Genomic DNA, 19031 nt, shown 5'->3' with positions numbered 1-19031 from the left:
ACAGGCGGCTCGCTGAGCGCCTGTCACAGAGCCCTGAAGCCGAGGAGGCTCGGGCAACCCGCGCGTCCGCGTATGAGGCGCCTACAGCCCACACGGAGGGCTTTCGGCCAAGGGTGTGCCCGGCGCCCCGTATTGGGGCACTGGGCGAGTGGGTGGTTCTACCGGCCGAGCGGGGCAAGACGGGCCTGTGCCTGCTGCTCACGCCACGCCAGGTACTCCGCGCTCGGCGGCGGTGCCAACCCCCACGAGCTGTCCTCCTCGGGGCCGGGTTCCTCGGCCGGTCCGTGGCAGTCGGGGGCCGCATCGGCGAACTGCCCCTGCTGGGCGACGTCAAGGTCGAGCGCCGGGCCAGCCGGATCCGCGTTGGGTGCAGTTCCTTTGAAGGGAAGTGCTGAGCTGGGAGAACGCTGATCGGGCTGTGTTCGGGGCTTCTCGTCTCTACCGTGGTGGTGGAGGAGGGGGAGCGGATGGGCTCGCTGTTCGAGGAGTTGGAAGCCCGCGAGGCGGCCGCCCGGGTTCGGGTGGAAGAGCTCGAAGCCGAGCTCGCTGAGCTGTCCGGGAGGCTGGAGGTGGCCCGGGAGGGGCTGGAGCGTCTGCGGATCACGCGGGCGACGGTCGCCGAAGTGCTCGCGGAGATGGATCCGCAAGTGTCCGTGGCGGCGGCCGGTGCCGGACAGTCGCCTGCGGGTGAGCGGGCGGTGTCGGCGTATGCGGGGGCCGAGAGGCAGGTAATCGGGGTGCTGACCGTGCCGAACTGGCAGCCCGGGATGATGCCGGATGTGCTGCCGTCGGTGTACCGCGACATCGTGGAGGTGGTGGCGGACGCGCCGGGGCCGGTCCGCGCCAAGCAGATCGTGCCAAGGATCGGACTGCCGGCCGAGACCGGGAAGATCGAGGGAACCCGGTCAAAGCTGAAGCGGCTGGTGGAACGGGGCTGGCTGGACGAGGACACCCCCGGCATGTTCACCCCGGCCCGCCGCCGATCGGATGCTTCGCCTAACTCCAGCTGATAACAGGGCTCTTCCCCCTACATTCGAAGGTGCGACCCAATCGGATGCAGGACAGGAAGAGCCCCGGAGATGAAACCGTACGACACTCATGCCACCGCTGACCTCTTTGCCCGCTCGGTCAGTGCCTTCGAGACGCTGATGCGCACCCTGTCGGGCACGGATGCGGGCGCGTGGACCCACGCCGAGCTGGAAGAACACCTCGACGCCGCCGGGCGGGAGCTGTTACGGCAGCTGCTGCAGGACCATTTGGACCTGCGTGCGATGCGCGAAGAACAGCCGGTCCGCGCCGGCAGCAGGCCTCTCGTGGTGGGGCCGGAGGGACGAGGCAGGCCCTGGCGGGAGACGGGACACTCCCGCTGGCTGGCCACTGTGTTCGGGCTGGTCCGCGTTGGCCGGGTTGCTCATCGGGGCCCGGGCGTCGGCAACGTGCACCCCGCCGACGCCGCGCTGTCACTTCCTGCGGGCCGGCACTCTATGGGCCTGCGCCGGCTCGCGGTCACCGAAGCCGTGCGCGGCTCGTTCGACCAAGCCCAGCAGGCGGTCGAGCGTCGCTGCGGGAAGGTGCTGGGCAAACGCCGACTCGAAGAACTGGTGGTCGCGGCCGCGGTCGACGCCGACAGCTTCTACCAGGCCCGGATCCCGTTCCCATGCAGCCGGCAGATGCCGCTGGTGGTCCAGGTGGACGGCAAGGGCGTGGTCATGCGGCCCGAGGCCCTGCGAGAGGCCACCCGCCGGGCCGCCGCGAAAGCCGCCAGCGGTCATCGCGGCCGGCTCGCGCCAGGCGAGAAGCCGAACCGGAAGCGGATGGCGACCGTGGCCTGTGTCTTCGACACCCGCCCGGCCCCCAGGCGCCCCCACGACGTGATCCACCCGCCCGGCGGCCGAAGGGGCGAACGCCCCGCTCGCCCGGGGCCGAAGGCCGAGAACAAATGGTGCACAGCCTCGCTGGTCCGCCCGCCCGCGCAGGTCATCGCCGACGCATTCGACCAAGCCCAGGCCCGCGACCCGAAGCATCTGCGGCCGTGGATCGTCCTCGTCGACGGCGCCCGTCATCAGCTTGACCTGGTCACCGCCGAGGCTGGCCGGCGCGGTGTCACGCTGCACGTGCTGCTGGACTTCGTGCACGTCGCCGAGTACGTCTGGGCCGCCGCCCACGCCTTCAACAAGCCCGGCACCACCGAGGCCGAAGGCTGGGCGGCCGACCATCTGACCGCGATCCTCGCTGGCCATGCCTCCCGCACCGCCGACCAGATGACCGCCCAAGCCGACCGGGAACACCTGTCGGCCGCCCGACGCGAGGCCGTCGACGCCTGCCACCGCTACCTGACCGGCCACCTCGACCAGCTCCGCTACGACACCGCGCTCAACAGCGGGTGGCCGATCGCCACAGGGGCGGTCGAGGGCGCCTGCCGTCATCTGATCGCTGATCGCCTCGACATCACCGGCGCCCGCTGGGGCCTGGACGGAGCCGAAGCCGTCCTACGGCTCCGCGCGGTCGTCGCCAACGGCGACCTCGACTCCTACTGGCGCTACCACGCAGCCCGCGAGCACGAGCGCCTCTACCCCGCGACCGACCAGCAGGAATACGACCTCATGGCTTGATTCGGGACTTGTCCGAAGACATAGAAATACCCAGCAGAGTTGACGTCCAAGGTGTCCTCGGGTCTCCTGCTGAGATGTCTGATCTTCGTATCCAGCGGCCGGACGGCGACGCCATGCTCAAAGACTGGCAGTACGCCCACAACGTGATCATTCCTACCCATTCCCTGTGCCTGGACGAAGTACGGGAACGTGCCCAGCGCCACCACCTGGAGATCGCGTATCTCGGTGACGATCTCGTGGGCTGCAGCACGGTCCGCCCGCCGACGGACGAAACACGGACGGCCACAGTCATCGCCCGAGTGCTCGCCCCTCACCGCAGGCAGGGGTTCGGCGGGGAACTCTATGCGCGCGGGGTCAACCGGGCACGGGAACTGGGGGCCGAGGTGATCGAGACCGTCGTTCTGTCCTCCAATGAGGACGGACTCCGGTTTGCGCTGAAGCACGGCTTCGTCGAGACCGAGCGATACCTGCTACCTGGAGACACGATCCCCTGGATCGACTTGCGGCTCTCCTGACTGGAACAGACCCGATGCGGGTTCACCACCCATCCGCACCTTCCCTTCAGAAGAGCCACACCCAACCGACTTACCGCCGGCCCAATCCCACGCTGGCGCGCGCAGGCGACGACCACACACGGTCGCTCCCACGCCCGCGCCCCACCGCCCCGGCCCTGGCCGACGGCCGCCACCCGACCGAACCGCGCTCCTGCAGAGCGCATCCCGGCTCGGGCCACGCCCCCACCCTCCCGCCCCGGCCGACAGCAGCACGGGGGCCCGGCACCCGTCCGTGCCCCTGCGGACCGTGCGGCGATGCGGCATCCATCACGCGAACTCACCAAGGAGCTCACCAATGACCTCCCCCATCCTCTCCCCGACGAGCAGCAACGGACCGGAAGCACCGCCGCAGGCCTGCTCCCGGTGCTCCAACGGATGCCACCGGTGCTACTGGACCGGCCTCAAGGGAGCCACCGCCGCCGACTACGACCCCACCGGTTGGCGTGCCCGGTACGACGCCGGTGAGATCGGCCCCAAACTCTCCTGGACCGCCCGACACCTCGATGCCGTCGACCACGCCACCACCACCGCAATCACCGCCGACCCCGCTGGCGGATACCGGCGGCGCCCCGGCGGCCGCCGCATCGCCGCCCGACTCGTCACCGAGCTGACCGCTTCCGGCTTCCTCACCCATCCCGACCCCGCCGGCCTCATCACCGCCACCGACGACGGCCGCAAAGCGTCCCTCCTCCTGCACACCGCCGGACCCACCGCCCTGCTCACCACCGCCGAGCAGGCCACCCGAGCACGCCGCATCCACCGCAAGCACCAAAGCTCCAGCGCCGACCACCAGCAGCAGCTGACCTTCCCCTGCCTCCCCAAGGGCGACCACTCCCGCGTCCTGGCCGCCCGAGCCGCCGCGTGGCACCGCGAGTACGCACGGAAAGCCACCATCAGCCGCGCCGAGGCCGAAGCCTGCCGCGCCCGCGCCGAGGCCGAACACACCGTCGAGCAGGCCGCGCACAAGGCCCACCGCAACGCCGAGCAGGAAGAAGACATCCACCGCTCCCTACACGGGTGCGGCCGGTGCCCCGACACCTGGACCGTCGACGAACGCTGCGGCGTGTGCCGCTCCGCATCCCACCCCTCCCCTCACCGCCCCGCCGACACCACCCAGAACACACCCGCCCTCGCCGGGACACAGACGCGCGCCCCGGCAGCCGCGCCTGTGGAACCCGCACCCAAGGAGACCCTGCGCGAGGAGGCCGCGCCCCCGCTGGCGGCCCACCGGCCCATGACCGCCATCGAGGGATTGCCCGACAGCGTGACCATCAGCCCCCTCAACCTGCGCGCCGACGCCTACGCCGTCATGTGCCTGCCCTGCGGCGGAGGCGGCGCGTTCACCACCGTCGACACCGTCCGCAACGGCGCCTGGTCCAAGGCCGACGCCTACCTGGCCGCCAAACACCACGCCGACGACCACGCCCGCCGCACCGAAGCCGTCCTCAACCGGCCCCTGTGGGAACAACAGGCCCACGCACTCGGCTGGAGCACCGCCCAGGCCAGCACCATGCACGACGCCGAACGCGGACACCTCCACCACGACGGCACCGTGTTCTACCGGATGGACCCCCACGACCCCCGCGCCAAGGGCCGCGCCGTCGCCCGCACCCGAATCCACTCCCTCATCGCCGCCGGCCTGCTACAGCGCGACGGCCGCCACGTCACCCCCACCCCCGACGGCACCACCGCCCTCCGCGCCTGGCACGCCGTCCGCCCCGAACCCGCCCTACGCGAGACCACACTCCTGCCTCCGCTCACCGGCGGGCAGGAGGAAGCCCGAAGGGTCTCAGCCCGCACCGAGCTCGACGAGTTCGTGGCCACGCAAGTCGCCCAGGCCCGCCGCGGCCGCCCCGAACAACTCGAACTCTTCCCCCACGAAGAACCCGCCCCCGTACCCCCGCCCGCCCGGCGACCCCGCCGAGCGCCCCGCCCGCCCATCACCGACCGCTTCCCTGAACAGACCCACATCACCGTCACCGTCCCCGCCGACTTCCTCCCCACGAACTTCCCCACCACCCCCGCCGCCGAGATCCGCGCCACCCTCACCCGACAGACCCGAACCCGCCCGACACCTAACCCCACCCACTAGCCAACACGCCATACTTTTGGTTCAATAAAAACGTCGGGGATGAGGAGGGCAAACCTCACCCCCGACACCGGGCGCCCGCGCCCGACACCCCTTCACACACCCACAGGAGCACCCGTGCAGCAGCACCACGACACCGACCCCCACACCCTCAGCTACACCGTCCCCGAGGACGAGGCGGTGAACGCCGACCACCTGCTCGGCAGCGACGACCCCGACGCCGACCTCGTCGAGCGGGCCCGCGCCGTCTGTCTCCTCCTCGCCGCGACCGTCCGCGACCTCCTCGTCGACGACGTCGACGACGCCGACGCCCCGTTCGACGCCGTCGAGCTGGAGCTGGCGCACGCCCACGCCACCGGACTGGTGCAGCCCACCGGCCACTACTGGACCGCCGACGGCACCCGCCTCGCCCTCCCCGACGAAGGCGACCTGGACCACCTCACCGGCCTCGTCCTGTGGGAACTCGGGGACCACTCCCGCGCCGCATGGAGCCCCCTGTGCACCCTCCAGGGCACCACCCCCGACGCAGCCCTCTACCGACTCGACCTCACCCAGGCCGCCACCATCCGCACGACCGACGCGGAACGCGACCCGACAGCCGAAAGCGCAACCACCGGGCTGGACATCGTCACCCACTACCTGCAAGGCCGCTCCCCCGTCACCGAGACCGGCGCAACCCGGAACGCCGAGGCCGACCCGGCCGACCTCACCACCGCCATCATCGCCGTCCTGCACGCCGCCGACGGATGGCACCACGCCCCTCACCTCCTGGAACGCGCCCTCACCCTGCACACCACCAACACGCCGCCCCGCCTCACCCCCGACACCCGCCCCCGCGACCTCGAAGCCCTCGCCGGAGCCATCGCCGACATCCTGCGCACCGCCGAGGGCACCGACATCACCCCCCACACCCTCGCCGACATCGCCGAGACCACCTTCCAGGACGAGATCGACGCCGCCCGGTTCGCCCACGTCCGCCGCATCCGACAGGCCTGACCGCCGCCGGCCCCGGGCCGCACAGCCGGACCGGGGCACACCGGCCAAAGAGAGGCCACCCGGCGGGACACATCCCCGGACCACTGGAAAATCCGCCACCGAATTGGTTCAATAGAACGGTCGGGCCGAGGAGGGCAAACCCCGCCCCGACACCGGGCACCCCTGCCCGGACTCCCCTTCACACCGCACAGGAGCACCCACATGCAGCACGACCACGCCCCGGACCGCGACGACTTCAACGCCCGCGCCATCCCCGCCATCCCCCACCAGCGCCCCGCCCGACCCGCAGACGACTACGACACCGCCCGGAGCGCCCGCATCCCCCGCCAGCCCGGCACCGACCCCACCGGCAACCACTGACCCCGAGCCACCGGCCCGCCGCGCGGCTCCCCACCCTCAGCAGACACAGCGAGCCCCGGGGAAGGACAAATCCCCGGGGCTCGCTCCACAGATCAGGTGCCCGGCGGCGCAATGGGCAAAAGGCCGCCGGGCGATTCGTCCCCTTCACACTGCGGAGCCTCACGGCCCACAGAAAGGACACACCCATGGTAGACCCCCAGCCGTACGACCAGGTACGGCTCCACCCCGCACCCGCGCACACCCACGGCATCGACCCCACCACCACCCTCGTGATCGCCGACACCGTCGACGACCAGCCCGACACCTACGTGCTCTGGCACCTCGACACCCACCCCGACCACCACGACTGGGCCGCCGCCGTCACCACCGGCGACATCCACACCATCACCCGCATCACCCCCACCGGAGACGTCCACACCTGGACCCCCTCCCCCTGACCCGCGGGCCTACGCCCGCCAGGAGGACCCACCCATGACCGACGACACCAGCCGCCGCCTCACCCGCGACGAACTCGCCGCCACCCACGGCTACAGCCGCACCACCCTCGAACGCCTCTGGGCCGACCGCGCCGCCAACGGCCACCCCGACGCCCACCGCGACGGCCGCACCCTCACCTGGGACGCCACCGAATGGGCCGAATGGGACCGAGGCCGCCAAAGCCTCATCACCGGCGCCGAATTCGCCCGACTTCTCGGCCACACCGACAGCAGCTGGGTGTCGAAGGCCGCCAACATCCCGCCCGAGGGCTTCCCCGCACCCGTCGAATGGGGCGACCCCGAAAACCGCCGCCGCCCCAAATGGCGCCGAAGCGACGCCCAGCACTACGCCGACACCCGCACCGCCAGCCTGCCGCCCGCCGGCGCCGGCAACCGAGCCGGCTCCCGCCGCGGCACCTCCTACACCGGCGACCCCCGCCTCACCCTCGCCCGCCGGATCCTCGCCGAACACCCCGACGAGCGCCCCGCCCGCCACATCGAGCGCCTCCACCAGCTCATGCCCGGATCCTCCGCCAGCACCTGGACCAAAATCCTCCAGACCGCCCGCCAACCCGAGCAGGACTGACCATGCCGACCTGCCCCCGCTGCGGCAGCCCAGCCAACCCGGCCACCCTCACCGGATCCCGCACCACCACCCGCCACCTACCCATCTGCAACCCCTGCGGCACCGACGAAGCCCTACGCGACCACACCGGCCAACCCCCGATCCCACCCACCGACTGGCCCATCAACCGCTGACACAACAGGGCCGCAAACCAGTAACGTCGACGGTGCAACGGGCGCCGTCGCGAGGGGAACGCAACCGTGCAGGAACTCGTCAACACCGCCACGCAGTACCTGGGCGTCGCCATCGTCGGCCTTGGCCTCGTCGCAACCATCAGAGGTCTCCGCGACAACCAACTCGCCGACAGGGTGTTCGGTGCATTCCTCGTCGTCGCCGGTGCCGGTGTCTTCGCAGGAGGATTCCAACTCCTCACCCGCTACGCCTCCGAAGCCGGACTCATCTAGGACATGTCCGGCCGATCACGGTGTCGACCGCTGAAGACACGGCAGGGCAGCATCGAGGAGGTGACGACCATCCGTGTACCCAGCGGACGCCTTGCGGGTGAACCTGGTCTTCGCCTGAGGGGTATCCCACCCAGACCTCCGGATCACCGCCCAGGAGACGAAAGGAAGGCCTCACGGTCCGGCTGCACGACGGCCTCAGCTCCTGGGCCACCGCCACCGTCGGTCGGACCGGCACCACGGCCGCGTACGAAGGTGGCCCCCGCCAGCTCCTGGCAAAGGCCGACGCCGGGCGCCGTCATTGGGCGGAGCGTGGCTCTCCCGGACTGTGGGACTTCAGAATGACCGTCACCCCCGACGGGCCCGGGTCCATCGAGAACGGACCGTACATGCCCTGACGGTTGTCGGTGCTCTACGGCAAGCTGGCCGGGCGGTGTCCTCCTCGATGCGAGCGAGGAGGACACCCGAAGGACCTAGCTGCGGCCGCCAACGTGGCCAGAAAATGCAGCCCAGGCAGCGCCGGAGAACCTGAGGACAGGCGCCGAGGCGTCATCGCGACGCTTGGAATCCCGGACGTAGACCGCTGCTGGCTGCGGGCACGCCTCAACGCACTGATCGCTGGTCCCACCGCTGTACGAAGACTTGAACCACTGCCCGTAGGGACGGGGGGTGTCGGTGTTACGCATGTTCCTTCAATACCTCTCGTGCTACTTGATCAATGAACGCAGGGGTCTCGTGAACGGGCAGGGCACCCTGAGCAAGGACATCGAAGCGGCGGATGAACTGCTTCACCGACCGCTCTTTCGACAGGACACGTGTCTCACCAGCCACCGTCGTACTCGCGACGATGGGACCAGGAAGTTCCTGGCGATCGAAATCGAGGATCTGGAATTCGCCGCTCAGCACCCGGTAGGCAGGAGCCTTCGCCGGGATGAACCGCAGGGTGACGTTCGACAGGCCGGCAAGACGCTTGATCTCCTCGTACTGCGCCTGCATCACGTCCGGGCCACCAACCACGTTGGTGAGTGCCGACTGGTCCATGATGCAGATCAGCTCCATACCGTCATCGGCGATCCGCCTCTTTCGGTTCATCCGGACCTTTACGGCACTCTCCACGAACTCGGCTGTGCGATCATCCGCGATCCGCGCGCCCTCGATCAGCGCCTCGGCGTACTCCTCGGTCTGGAAAAGGCCGTTGACGACCATGGGCGTCCACACATGGACACGGCGCGCGCCGGACTCAAAGGCCAAGAACGTGCTCAGGCCAGAAGGAAGAACGGAGCCGATCGGAGCCCACCAGTCCTCCCGCTTCGCGTTCTTGTACCAGTCCGTGAGGACCGCCGCGTCCTGGCGGCTGACCTTGTACTCGTCGAGGAGCTTGGCGAATTGCTCTATGCGTTGAAAGCCTGACGTGCCGCTCTCAACCCGACTGATGGCCGAGGGCGCGCAGCCGACCTTCCGTGCCACCTGATCGCCCGTCAACCCGGCTTGCTCGCGCAGACGGGTGAGTTCCGCTCCAAGGGTGATCCTCAGGAATGTGGCTCGTACGTTCGCTGCCATACGCCTTGCCTCCTCTCGGTTCGGACCGTGCGAGCCTCGGCTCCGATGGTCGCAGCTCCGGTTTGCGTTGCGCGACCTCCGGTCCACCGCAGACGGGCTCCGGTCCGCACTCTCTCAGCATCGGTTCGCCTCATGCATATACCAATCCACTTCCGAGAGCAATTGCTCTCGGAGTTCTGATTGCACATCAACTCACTTTGGTAGGACCGTAGTCGAGCCGCCCCCGGGCGCCGGCTAACTGCCGCGCTTCCGGCTCCGGGCGGCCTCCCCCCGCCGTGCGGGGCCCTGGACGGCTCAGAACACTTGGGCCCCGCACGGATTGCGATGGATGGAGGTAAGTCGTGCACAGCGCTGTTCAGAATTGGATGGACCGCGACAACGCGGCGTGCGCCTGGAACTCCTGGTATTCGGGGGGTGAAGGGCAGCGGGTGATTGCCGACCCTCACCGGCGGCTGATGTACCTGCGCCAGAACATGCTGAACGAGGCGACGCACGCGCTGCGCCGCAACGGAGGGACAGCCCGGGTCGCGCTGTATGTCTGCACATGGTCCTCGGCGTCGGACGCGGAGGAGCAGTTCGCCCTCCTTCGGGCCGTCGCGGTTCGGCGGGCGATGCGGGTCGGGGCGGAGTTCACCGACGGCCACGGGCCGGGCGCGGTCGAGCAGCGTACGGGTCTGCTGAAAGCCCTTACCCAGGTGAGGCAGGGGTTCGTCGACGGGATCTTGTGCCCGGACTTCTCGCACATCAGCCCCCACCTGGACGAGTACGAGCGGGTGCTGCGCACGACGGCGCAGCGCCGTTGGTTCGTGGCCCTGGGGTTGCCGGAGACGACGGCCGGACTGTGAACGGCTTAGTGGACTGGATCTTGAAGGAGCGACCGGTCGATCGGCATGGCTTCGGGTGGCGCCAGTGGGTGCTCCAAGCCGTGATCGTGCTGTGCGTGCTGGCGTTGATGGCCGCCTACGCGGTGGCCGTATGAAGCAACGGAGGGGATTGACCATGTTCGAGGCGTACGGCGACAGCCGGCCGCCGAGGCCCGCGGTGGACCGCGGGCCGGAGCAGGAGAAGCACGAGAAGCCGTGGGAACCGTCTGCCGATGCGGGCGGCGCACCGTCCGACCGGGGAACCGATCGGGACTGTCGCCGGTACCCGACGGGCCGAGCCGCGGTGAGCGTCGGCGACTGGGACCGCTACCACCAGGAGGGCCGTTCGGCCCGCGTCCTGGGGGACGCTGAGATACAGAAGTTCTACCACCACGTCGGTCCCCGGCAGGGCATGCGGGCATTGGACCTGGGTTGTGGGCGGGGTGCGTGGACACGCCAGATGGGTCGGTACGGCATCCGCACGGCGGGCTACGACTACAGCGGGGTCGCGCTCGCGGCGGCACGCGCGGGAGGCCCGTACTACGGGCAGGTCTCCTTCGAGCAGTGCGACCTGAACGCCGCAGGCATCCCCGTGACCGTCGAACCCGGCTCGGTGGACATCGTGTCGATGCGGATGAGCCTGGAGCACCTCGACCGGCACCGGTTGATGGTCGATGTGAAACGCATCTTGCGGGCCGGCGGCCTGGCGTACGTGATGACGAGGCTCATGCCGGAGGACTTGCTCGATCCGCTGGAGCGCGGGCTGCACCCGGACGAGTTCGAGGCGCTCGCCGACGGCTGGGGCTCAGCCACTTCCTACGCGGTCGGCATGCACTCGGTGATGGTGCTGCGCGAGCCCGTCGGCTACTGAGACCTTCCCTGACCGCCGCACATGATCGCCGGAGCGGCCGGTCACCCGACGTCGACTTGAGAGAGGGTCCACCGTGGCGAGCAGCCGATCCCCCAGAGAGCCGGCCACGCCCGGTCGCGCACCGGTCCCGTGGATCGTGCCGTGGACGGGCGAGCCCCTGGTGCTCGGGGAGATCGTCGCCACTCACCGTGGCATTGCCTACGTGGACGAGCTGCCTGCCGACCGGGGCCGCCACGGGGAGCTTCTGCGGCGCGGCACCCGGCCCGTCGCAGATGCAGACCGGGGCCGCCCGCTGCTCGGCAAGATCAATCACGCGCGGCAGCGGCGGAGCATGCGGCTGCTGCTGTGCCAGGTGTGCGGCCTCCCGGCCGACCGGACGGACGCGGGCACGCTCTGGGTCCTCGACTCCCTCACCTACCGGCAGGTACGTGCCCGCGATTTCGGCGGGGTGCGCCAGCTGCCTGTCTGTCTGCCCTGCGCCTGGCTCTCGGTACGGGCCTGCCCGATCCTCGGCCGCGGGTACGTCGCGGTGCGGGTGTCCGCGGTGAGACTCGTCGGGGTGTACGGCGTGCTCTGCGCCCCGGCTCCGCTCCCTCACCACCCCGGCGAGATCCGGGTGGTCGCCGAGTGCCACACGGCTCTGTACGACGACCCGGCCCTGCCATGGGTGCTGGCCTCTGAGACCCAGGCCGCGCTCTGCGGCGTCACGATCGTGGACCTCGAAGCGGAAGGGGGTGCCGGATCGTGTCCCCGCTGACGCGGAGCCAACGCGAGGAGGCCAGGGCTCTGGCAGCGGTCCGGCTTCACGTGGCCGGCTGCAGCCCCGGCCCTCTCATCGAGGCGGCGGCCGGACTGCAGCGCAGGCCCGAACACTGGCCGCCACGCTCAAGCTGCCCGTCGCGCATGTGTCAGCCGCCCTGACCGCCCTCGACACCCTGGGGGTCGTCGCGGTGCGGTGGCGTTCGGTTCAGGTTCTCGGGCCTGACCAGCCCCACCCTGCCGATGTGGCTCTTCAGGACACGATCCGGGCGCGGGCCCGGTCCGGGTACTACCGGCTCGGCTCCGCGCTCCCGACCGGCTTTCTCGGCGAGGAGTTCGCCATGACGTCCCTTGAGGTGGCCAGGGCCTGCCGGTACCTGACCGGCGACGGCACCCTGACCCGCGACCCGCACGGCCCGTACGGGCCCGGCTTCTACGTGACCTTGGCCGGGACGCGGGCGTACTGGCTCAACGCCCTTCGGGCCGGCCGACGAGGCACGGCATGAAGCGGGCGGTGGCAGCCCTTCGGCTTCGAACCCCACACGACCACTCACAGAATGCGAGCGACGGATGTCCGAGATGCTCCCGAAGGCGCAATGGCTGGCGAGTCTGCCCCAGGTGGTGGCCGTCGGTTCGATGCTCGTCACCGACGATGCCGGTCTGGTGCTCGTTGTGCGGGCGAACTACGGAACCTGCTCATGGCAGTTCCCGGGGGGCTGGCTCGACCTCGGGGAGTACCCGACGGTGTGTGCCGAGCGCGAGCTCACGGAGGAGACAGGCCTGAGCTGCCAGGCAGCCGGCCTGCTCGCAGTCGCGTGGAGCATCCCCAAGGAGTCGACCGGCGGCCGGGCCGTCGTGCAGTTCCTCTTCGACGGAGGCCGGGTCCCATCCGGCTCCTCTGTCCGCCTCCAGGACGGCGAGCTGTCCGAAGCCCGCTGGGTCCGCCCGGCCGAGGCCTTCACGCTCCTCGACACCAACCGTGGCGCCTGGCTCACGGCAGCCATCGGAGCCCAGCAGGGCGAGCCCGTGCAGGTGCTGGCCCACTGACCCACACGCGCCCTTCCGAGAGACCTCTCATCCGTTCGGGCAGCAGCACCCACCCGGACAACACCCCGAACACCTCAAGTGACAGGAGATCCGCATGTTCATCGGCATCCCGGGCGAACTCGAATCCGCTCTCATCGACCTTCCTCTCCCGCCATGGGAGCTGGACACACCGTTCCTGGCGAAGTCCACCAGGGAGCAGTACCGGACCGCGCTGACGGACGTCCCGCAGTTCGAGGAGACCGTCACGACGCTGCGCCACGCGCTGACCGGCGAGGGCGGCGGATACGCCGTGCTGCGCCTGGGCAACCTCGCCAAGACGCTGGGGGCCGACGACGACCGGTTCCTGCGGCTGGCGACGGCCTTCGCGGCCGAGGTGGCCATCCCCTTCTCGCCCTTCCCGCGGTGGCCCCTGTGGAAGGACATCGGGGTCAAGGTCGACAAGGACCCCGGCAAGTCCAGCGGCATCGGCTACAACGCCTTCCACATGGACCTGGTGAACGGGACCCTCCCCCCGGACTACACCACGCTCCTGTGCGTCCGCCCCGACCCGCTCGGCGGCGGCCCCAGCATCCTCTCCGACGCCCATGCGGCTGTGGCCCGGCTGTCGGAGAACAGCCGGGCCCTGCTCGCCGAGCAGGCCTACCACTACGGCACCTTCTACGACCTGTTCGGCGTGGGCGAGGAGTGCAAGCCCTTCCCGATCCTGGACGGCTCCGACCCGGGCGAGGGCTTCGTACGGTTCACCGCCAAGATGTTGGAGCGGTCCCAGCTCGACCAGGCGCACGCAGACGCCGCGCGGGAGCTCGCCGAGGAGCTCGTACGGGGCCGGGTCACCTTCATGCTGGAAACCGGGGACTACCTCATCGTGAACCAACGCCGCTTCCTGCACGGCCGGGAAGCGCTCCACAGCGGCCAGGAGACCGTCCCGCTCGCCGACAGGCGCCTGCTCCTCCAGCTATTCCTGCGCGCGCGGGGCAGTGCCGGCTCGGCCGCGTAGCCGACCGACGGTACGGGTGCCCGACCGAGTCCCGCCCCCCGGTCCCAGCCGCCGAGCACGCGGTACGCCACGGGGCGGGGCCCGGTCGGGGGTCCCGGACCTAGATGCGTGAGTTGCGCAGCGACTGCCACGCGGCTCCGGCCAGCGCCCGCGTCGCTCGCGGGACCGACAGATGCTCGTGCTTGCGGTACAGCGACCAGTTGTACTGCACGAGCGACAACTTGTTGGAGGACAGCGATCCCGCCTGGTGGGCCCGGTACACCGCGAGCGGCTCGGCCAGACCCCGGGCGCCCGCGCCGTCCCGCATGATCGACAGCCAGAGGGCGTAATCCTGCCTCTTGCGCATCTCCGGCATCAGCCTCGTGCCCAGGGCATTGCGGTCGTACATGGCGGTCAGAGCACCGATGTGGTCCCGGACCAGCATCGCGCGGTAGTCCACGTGCTCCCGCGCACGGACCACCCGACCGTTCGGGACCCAGTCGGTGCTCTCCCCGTCGTAGTCGGCGTCCATCTTGAAGTACGAGGTGAACGTCAGGGGCGCGGTACCGGCCGCGGCGAAGGCGAGCTGCTTCTCGGTCTTCTCCGGAAGCCACATGTCGTCGCTGTCGAGGAAAGCGACGTAGTCCCCGCGGGCCCGCTCGATCGCGAGGTTCCGGGCCCGGCCCGCCCCGCCCTGTTCGGGGGCCGACTCCGGCAGGACGCGCTCGTCCTGCTTCGCGAACTCGCGGAGCAGGTCCATGGAGCCGTCGGAGGACCGGTCATCGGTGACCAGCAGCTCCAGGTCGCCATGGGTCTGCGTGAGCACCGATCGGACGGCGGCCCCCACGGTGGCTGCCGAGTTGTAGACGGGCATCACGACGGACACCAAGGGCACGGGGCTTCTCCTTGCGAGACCAGGAACGACGAGTCCATTCAAGCACCGCAACCGAGTAGGAGCTGTCATGCAGATCGTTGTCGCCGGTCAGGGCTACGTGGGGCTTCCTCTGGCCGTACGCGCCGCAGAGGTGGGTCACCGCGTCGTCGGCTACGACGTGGACCGCGACCGCATCGAGCGACTCACCGACGCCCGGTCCTACGTGGAGGACGTGGCCTCCACACGGCTCCGCACCGTGCTGGACACCGGGCACTACCGCGCGACCGCCGACCCCGACACGCTGGCCGGCTTCGACATCGCGGTGATCACCGTGCCGACCCCGCTGCGGGACGGCGTGCCCGACCTGACCTACATCGAGACCTGCGGCCGAACCCTCGGCGAGCACCTGCGCCCCGGCGCGACCGTGGTCCTGGAATCCACGACCTATCCCGGCACCACCGAGGAACTGCTGCTGCCGATCCTGGAGAAGACCTCGGGCCTCACGGCCGGCGCGGACTTCCGCCTCGGATTCAGTCCCGAACGCATCGCGCCGGGGAACCCGCGGTGGTCGTTCGAGGGGACACCGAAGCTGGTGTCCGGAATCGACGCGACCTCACTGGAAGTGATCAAGGAGTTCTACGACGGCATCTTCCACACCACGGTGCCGGTGTCCGGGCCCAGGGTCGCCGAGCTGGCCAAGCTTCTGGAGAACACCTTCCGGCTCGTCAACATCAGCATGATCAACGAGCTGGCAACGCTGACCGACCGTCTCGGCGTGGACATCTGGGAGGCGATCGACGCCGCCGCGACCAAGCCCTTCGGGTTCACGCGGTTCACCCCGGGCCCAGGGGTCGGCGGCCACTGCCTGCCCGTCGACCCCCTGTTCCTCTCATGGAAGATCCGCGAAGACCTCGGCGTCCCCTTCCGATTCGTGGAGCTCGCCGCCGACGTGAACCGCCACATGCCCCACTACGTCGTCCGGCGTCTCACCGAAGCGCTCGACAAGCGCCACATGCCCATCGCCGGATCCCGGATCCTGCTGCTCGGCCTGACCTACAAGATCAACGCCACCGACCTCCGCGAATCGCCCTCCACACGTGTCGCCGACCTCCTGCTCGACCTCGGCGCCGAGGTCCGCGGCGCCGACCCCAACATCCCGGAACGCGACCTCACCAAGCTGAACGTGCCCCTGGTGGACGCCAGCGCGGAGGAGATCGCGGCCGCCGATGCCGTGGTGCTCCTCATGGACCACGCGCGATTCGACCTCCCCTCGATCGAGGCGAACGCGACCTACGTCCTCGACTGCCGAAACCGGCTCTCCGGACCGAACGTCGAGACGCTCTAACCCCAGCCCCTTGTCGATCCCGGGAGCTCTCTTGCGCGACGAATGGGAACACGCCCACACCGACTACACCCGGCCCGCGCGGCGTCGAACCCCTGCCTCGCTGGCCGAAAGCGAAGTCGACTGGCGCCACCACCTGGAACGCTCGACCCCGAACGGATGGCTGATACGACACAACGCCATGACCGAGGCGCTCGTCAGCGGAAAGCCGATGCACCTACTGCACACGACCAGGGGCATCGACGCGATCCGCGCCAGCCGGCAGTTGCACGTCTCCACCGGATGCCTGGTCGGCGCCCTGTACTGCACGCCTCTCACCAATCAGCGCGAGGGACTGCGCCCCCACAACCTCGGCGCCTACCTTCTGCGGACGAAACCCTCCAACACGCCCATGGTCTTCGAGGTCACCCCGGACGCTCCGATCCCACCCAAGGGCGTCGACTACCTGCATCTCGGTGCCATCCACCTGCGCACCTACCAGCGCTACCAGAGCTTCCTCACCCCGGCCGAGAGCAGCCAGCTCGACCGCACCGTACTGGCCGGACTGCGCGCCGCGGCCGCATTCCTCGACCTGGCCCTACACAATGCCGTCGGCCGTGCCACGTCGGCAGCCGACTTCATCGACAAGCTGTCCGACGCCGTGCCCCACGTGCCCTTCCTCGGCTACCTGTACTTCGAGGTCCTGTCCGAATACCTGATGCTCCACTCCACCACCCCGGAGACCAAGACCTACGCCCAGGCAGGAGAGCTGAACAACTGGCTCTACAAACGACTTGCCTTCGCTGCCGTCGACAGCATGGACCAGCTGTTCGACCTGGCCCGTTTCGGTCCACGCCATCAACGGCTCGTCCAGCTCATCGACGGTATCGAACCGGCTCTCGGCCCAGGAGCCGCCGAGTACGTCAGGCGACGGCTGTCCCACCTGCTCGCCCGCACGGCGCTGCACCCGTCGCAGGATGCGGCATCGGTCAGCTTCCAGGGTGCCGATCTCGGCACGATCCAGGAAGCCGCGCCCGGACTGATCGGTCAGATGATCTTCCGGGAGATCCGGTACATGCCCCGCTACCAGCAGCTGTACCACTGCTTCGAGAAGGCCAAGGCGCTGGAGGCATGGGACTACTGGAACATCGAGGGAATCCCCACCCCCTTCAACGGAGTCCTCCCCAAGGGAGAGATCGGGATAAACCCCACCTACCCCAGATCGACGGTCAGGGTCTGGACGGCAGAACTCGACGGAAACGGCTATCTACATCCGGCCGAGGAGGTCACAGCCGTCGTCACGCCGCACCTGGCGTCATGGTGGGCACCACCCCGTCAGCGTGAGACGCGGCGCGCCACCGATGATTCACGATTCGAGTTGGGCCCGGCAGCCCAATATCCGGTTCCCCAAAGGACATCCACGAGTGGAGTTCCCGCATGACCGCCGAGCCCCTGAAGATCCTGACCGGTATCAACCGCACGGCCGCGCCCTCCTCCGGGAGCATGGTCCTGGTCAACGACCTCTATGGCGCGATGCCCGAGGCTCACACGACCTTCCTGGGCAGGGCACCGGTCGATCAGGCGTGGAAGGCTGCGTTCGATCAGCTGATCACCCTCTCCACGACGAAACGCCCCCTCGGCCCGGACTTCGACCCCTACGTCGACGAGTTGACGCGCGAGGCTGGTGAGCTCATCGACCAACTCCAGCCGAGTGTCATCCATGCCCAGTACCTCGGGTTCGCTCTCAGCCTCGCGTTCGCCCGAACCGCCCGCAACATCCCGATGGTCGCCATCGCCCACGGCCCCGACGTGATGGTCGCCGAGCGCAGCACATCGGAACGCGAGGTCCTGAACGAAGTCGCTGCCGCAAGCACCGCGATCGTCGTTCCGACCTCGGCCCTCGCCGACCGCATGGACCGCATCACCGGACGCCGATTCACCGATCGTGTGACCGTCATCCCCTGGGGTATCCCTTTGGCTGATACCTGGGCACCCGATCGACGGCCGGCCCGAACCGGACCGCTCTCGTTGGTGCACGCCGGTCGTCTGGACGACAACAAATCCACGATCACCGCAGTCGAAGCCCTCGCCCTAACCGATCAGCCGCACCACTTGACCGTGATCGGCGAAGGAGTCCTGCGGAAGCATCTGGAACAGCGTTCCATCGAACTAGGGATCCGCGAGCGGCTTCATTTTGTTCCGTTCCTGCCCCGCACAGAGCTGTGGCGCCGTCTGCCAGACTTCGACGCCTTCGTCTTCACGACCAGTGGCCTGGAGGCTTTCGGCCTGGTTCTCGTCGAGGCCCAAGCCCACGGACTTCCCGTCGTCTACTCAGACCTTCCCAGTGCGAGAGAAATCCTGGGGAGCTCCGGCGTTCCCTACACTCCTGGCGACCCGCGCTCGCTGGCAACAGCCCTGGACGAGATGGGCCGGGACTTCCGCCGGCGCACGGCCCTTCACCAGTCGGCTCTCGACAACGCGCGCCGATATGACATCGCTACCACCGCCCGCCGCCTTCACGAACTGACGCTACGCGTTACTGCCTAATCCGCGGCACGTAACTCCGTGCGGTCCTCCGCCGCGTGCATGGTGGTGGCCAGCAGGCCCAGGGCGAGAGCAACGGCCGCGACAGCGGGCCACATGATGA

Annotated in this window: 22 protein-coding genes; 19 read left to right on the top strand and 3 right to left on the bottom strand. The window is 69.4% G+C overall.

The genetic code is table 11. The features are described 5' to 3' along the window. Positions 1-443: 443 nt before the first annotated feature. The 10 genes from OG624_RS41180 (at position 444) to OG624_RS41135 (ending at position 8116) form a co-directional block, all read left to right on the top strand. Positions 444-1010: a hypothetical protein gene (locus OG624_RS41180; protein ID WP_371638817.1), complete on the top strand. Its 567-nt coding sequence runs from the start codon at positions 444-446 to the stop codon at positions 1008-1010. 69 nt (positions 1011-1079) lie between these two features. Then, positions 1080-2612 (top strand): ISKra4 family transposase, encoded by a 1533-nt coding sequence (locus OG624_RS41175; protein WP_331719580.1) that lies wholly within the window; start codon positions 1080-1082, stop codon positions 2610-2612. Between the two features lie 74 nt (positions 2613-2686). Then, entirely contained in the window at positions 2687-3127 is a 441-nt protein-coding gene (locus OG624_RS41170; protein WP_331719581.1) for a GNAT family N-acetyltransferase, read from the top strand. A 334-nt stretch (positions 3128-3461) separates the two neighbouring features. Continuing rightward, on the top strand, positions 3462-5258 hold the full coding sequence (locus tag OG624_RS41165; protein WP_266360767.1) for a hypothetical protein: 1797 nt from the start codon (positions 3462-3464) through the stop codon (positions 5256-5258). Between the two features lie 114 nt (positions 5259-5372). Next, positions 5373-6251 carry a hypothetical protein gene (locus tag OG624_RS41160; RefSeq protein WP_266360765.1) on the top strand — a complete coding sequence of 293 codons (879 nt, stop codon included), beginning with the start codon at positions 5373-5375 and terminating at the stop codon, positions 6249-6251. Between the two features lie 201 nt (positions 6252-6452). After that, the gene (locus tag OG624_RS41155) at positions 6453-6611 is read left to right on the top strand and encodes a hypothetical protein (RefSeq protein ID WP_266360763.1); all 159 of its coding nucleotides are present in this window, start codon (positions 6453-6455) and stop codon (positions 6609-6611) included. Between the two features lie 185 nt (positions 6612-6796). Further along, a complete protein-coding gene (locus tag OG624_RS41150) occupies positions 6797-7048 on the top strand; it encodes a DUF6211 family protein (RefSeq protein WP_266360761.1) in 252 nt (83 codons plus the stop codon). A 34-nt stretch (positions 7049-7082) separates the two neighbouring features. After that, the gene (locus tag OG624_RS41145) at positions 7083-7673 is read left to right on the top strand and encodes a hypothetical protein (protein WP_266360759.1); all 591 of its coding nucleotides are present in this window, start codon (positions 7083-7085) and stop codon (positions 7671-7673) included. A 2-nt stretch (positions 7674-7675) separates the two neighbouring features. Then, positions 7676-7846, top strand: coding sequence for a hypothetical protein (locus OG624_RS41140; protein WP_371640807.1), 171 nt, complete (start codon positions 7676-7678; stop codon positions 7844-7846). 66 nt (positions 7847-7912) lie between these two features. After that, complete coding sequence (locus OG624_RS41135; RefSeq protein ID WP_266360755.1) at positions 7913-8116, top strand: hypothetical protein; 204 nt, start codon at positions 7913-7915, stop codon at positions 8114-8116. Positions 8117-8586: 470 nt separating this feature from the next. On the opposite strand, the gene OG624_RS41130 is transcribed toward OG624_RS41135, so the two are convergent. Then, positions 8587-8799, bottom strand: coding sequence for a DUF397 domain-containing protein (locus tag OG624_RS41130; protein WP_266360753.1), 213 nt, complete (start codon positions 8797-8799; stop codon positions 8587-8589). Beyond that, entirely contained in the window at positions 8792-9673 is an 882-nt protein-coding gene (locus OG624_RS41125; protein ID WP_266360751.1) for a helix-turn-helix domain-containing protein, read from the bottom strand. Before OG624_RS41125 ends, OG624_RS41130 begins: the two co-directional genes overlap by 8 nt. A 365-nt stretch (positions 9674-10038) precedes the next feature. Here OG624_RS41125 and OG624_RS41120 point away from each other — a divergent pair, with 365 nt between their 5' ends. From OG624_RS41120 to OG624_RS41095, 6 genes are all read left to right on the top strand, one after another. After that, a complete protein-coding gene (locus tag OG624_RS41120) occupies positions 10039-10518 on the top strand; it encodes a recombinase family protein (protein ID WP_266360749.1) in 480 nt (159 codons plus the stop codon). 154 nt (positions 10519-10672) lie between these two features. After that, positions 10673-11407 carry a class I SAM-dependent methyltransferase gene (locus OG624_RS41115; RefSeq protein WP_266360747.1) on the top strand — a complete coding sequence of 245 codons (735 nt, stop codon included), beginning with the start codon at positions 10673-10675 and terminating at the stop codon, positions 11405-11407. A 202-nt stretch (positions 11408-11609) separates the two neighbouring features. Then, on the top strand, positions 11610-12164 hold the full coding sequence (locus OG624_RS41110) for a hypothetical protein (protein WP_266360745.1): 555 nt from the start codon (positions 11610-11612) through the stop codon (positions 12162-12164). 247 nt (positions 12165-12411) lie between these two features. Continuing rightward, positions 12412-12672 carry a hypothetical protein gene (locus OG624_RS41105; protein ID WP_266360743.1) on the top strand — a complete coding sequence of 87 codons (261 nt, stop codon included), beginning with the start codon at positions 12412-12414 and terminating at the stop codon, positions 12670-12672. Positions 12673-12736: 64 nt separating this feature from the next. Then, a complete protein-coding gene (locus OG624_RS41100; RefSeq protein WP_266360741.1) occupies positions 12737-13213 on the top strand; it encodes an NUDIX domain-containing protein in 477 nt (158 codons plus the stop codon). Between the two features lie 94 nt (positions 13214-13307). Further along, positions 13308-14210, top strand: a complete 903-nt coding sequence (locus tag OG624_RS41095; RefSeq protein ID WP_266360739.1) for a TauD/TfdA family dioxygenase — start codon at positions 13308-13310, stop codon at positions 14208-14210. A gap of 100 nt (positions 14211-14310) precedes the next feature. Here the strand turns inward: OG624_RS41095 and OG624_RS41090 are convergent, their stop codons facing one another. Continuing rightward, positions 14311-15084, bottom strand: coding sequence for a glycosyltransferase family 2 protein (locus OG624_RS41090; protein WP_266360737.1), 774 nt, complete (start codon positions 15082-15084; stop codon positions 14311-14313). Positions 15085-15151: 67 nt separating this feature from the next. Between OG624_RS41090 and OG624_RS41085 the strand changes: the two genes are divergently transcribed. The 3 genes from OG624_RS41085 to OG624_RS41075 are packed head-to-tail and all read left to right on the top strand — an operon-like array spanning position 15152 to position 18931. Beyond that, the gene (locus OG624_RS41085; RefSeq protein ID WP_266360735.1) at positions 15152-16408 is read left to right on the top strand and encodes a nucleotide sugar dehydrogenase; all 1257 of its coding nucleotides are present in this window, start codon (positions 15152-15154) and stop codon (positions 16406-16408) included. Between the two features lie 31 nt (positions 16409-16439). Then, on the top strand, positions 16440-17825 hold the full coding sequence (locus tag OG624_RS41080) for a hypothetical protein (protein WP_266360733.1): 1386 nt from the start codon (positions 16440-16442) through the stop codon (positions 17823-17825). Continuing rightward, positions 17822-18931: a glycosyltransferase family 4 protein gene (locus OG624_RS41075; RefSeq protein ID WP_266360731.1), complete on the top strand. Its 1110-nt coding sequence runs from the start codon at positions 17822-17824 to the stop codon at positions 18929-18931. The genes OG624_RS41080 and OG624_RS41075 overlap by 4 nt, the downstream gene beginning before the upstream one ends. The last annotated feature ends 100 nt before the right edge of the window (positions 18932-19031 follow it).

Origin of the sequence: Streptomyces virginiae, from assembly GCF_041432505.1 — a bacterium.
Classification (GTDB): Bacteria; Actinomycetota; Actinomycetes; order Streptomycetales; family Streptomycetaceae; genus Streptomyces; species Streptomyces virginiae_A.
This window is presented reverse-complemented; position numbering and strand designations above follow the sequence as displayed.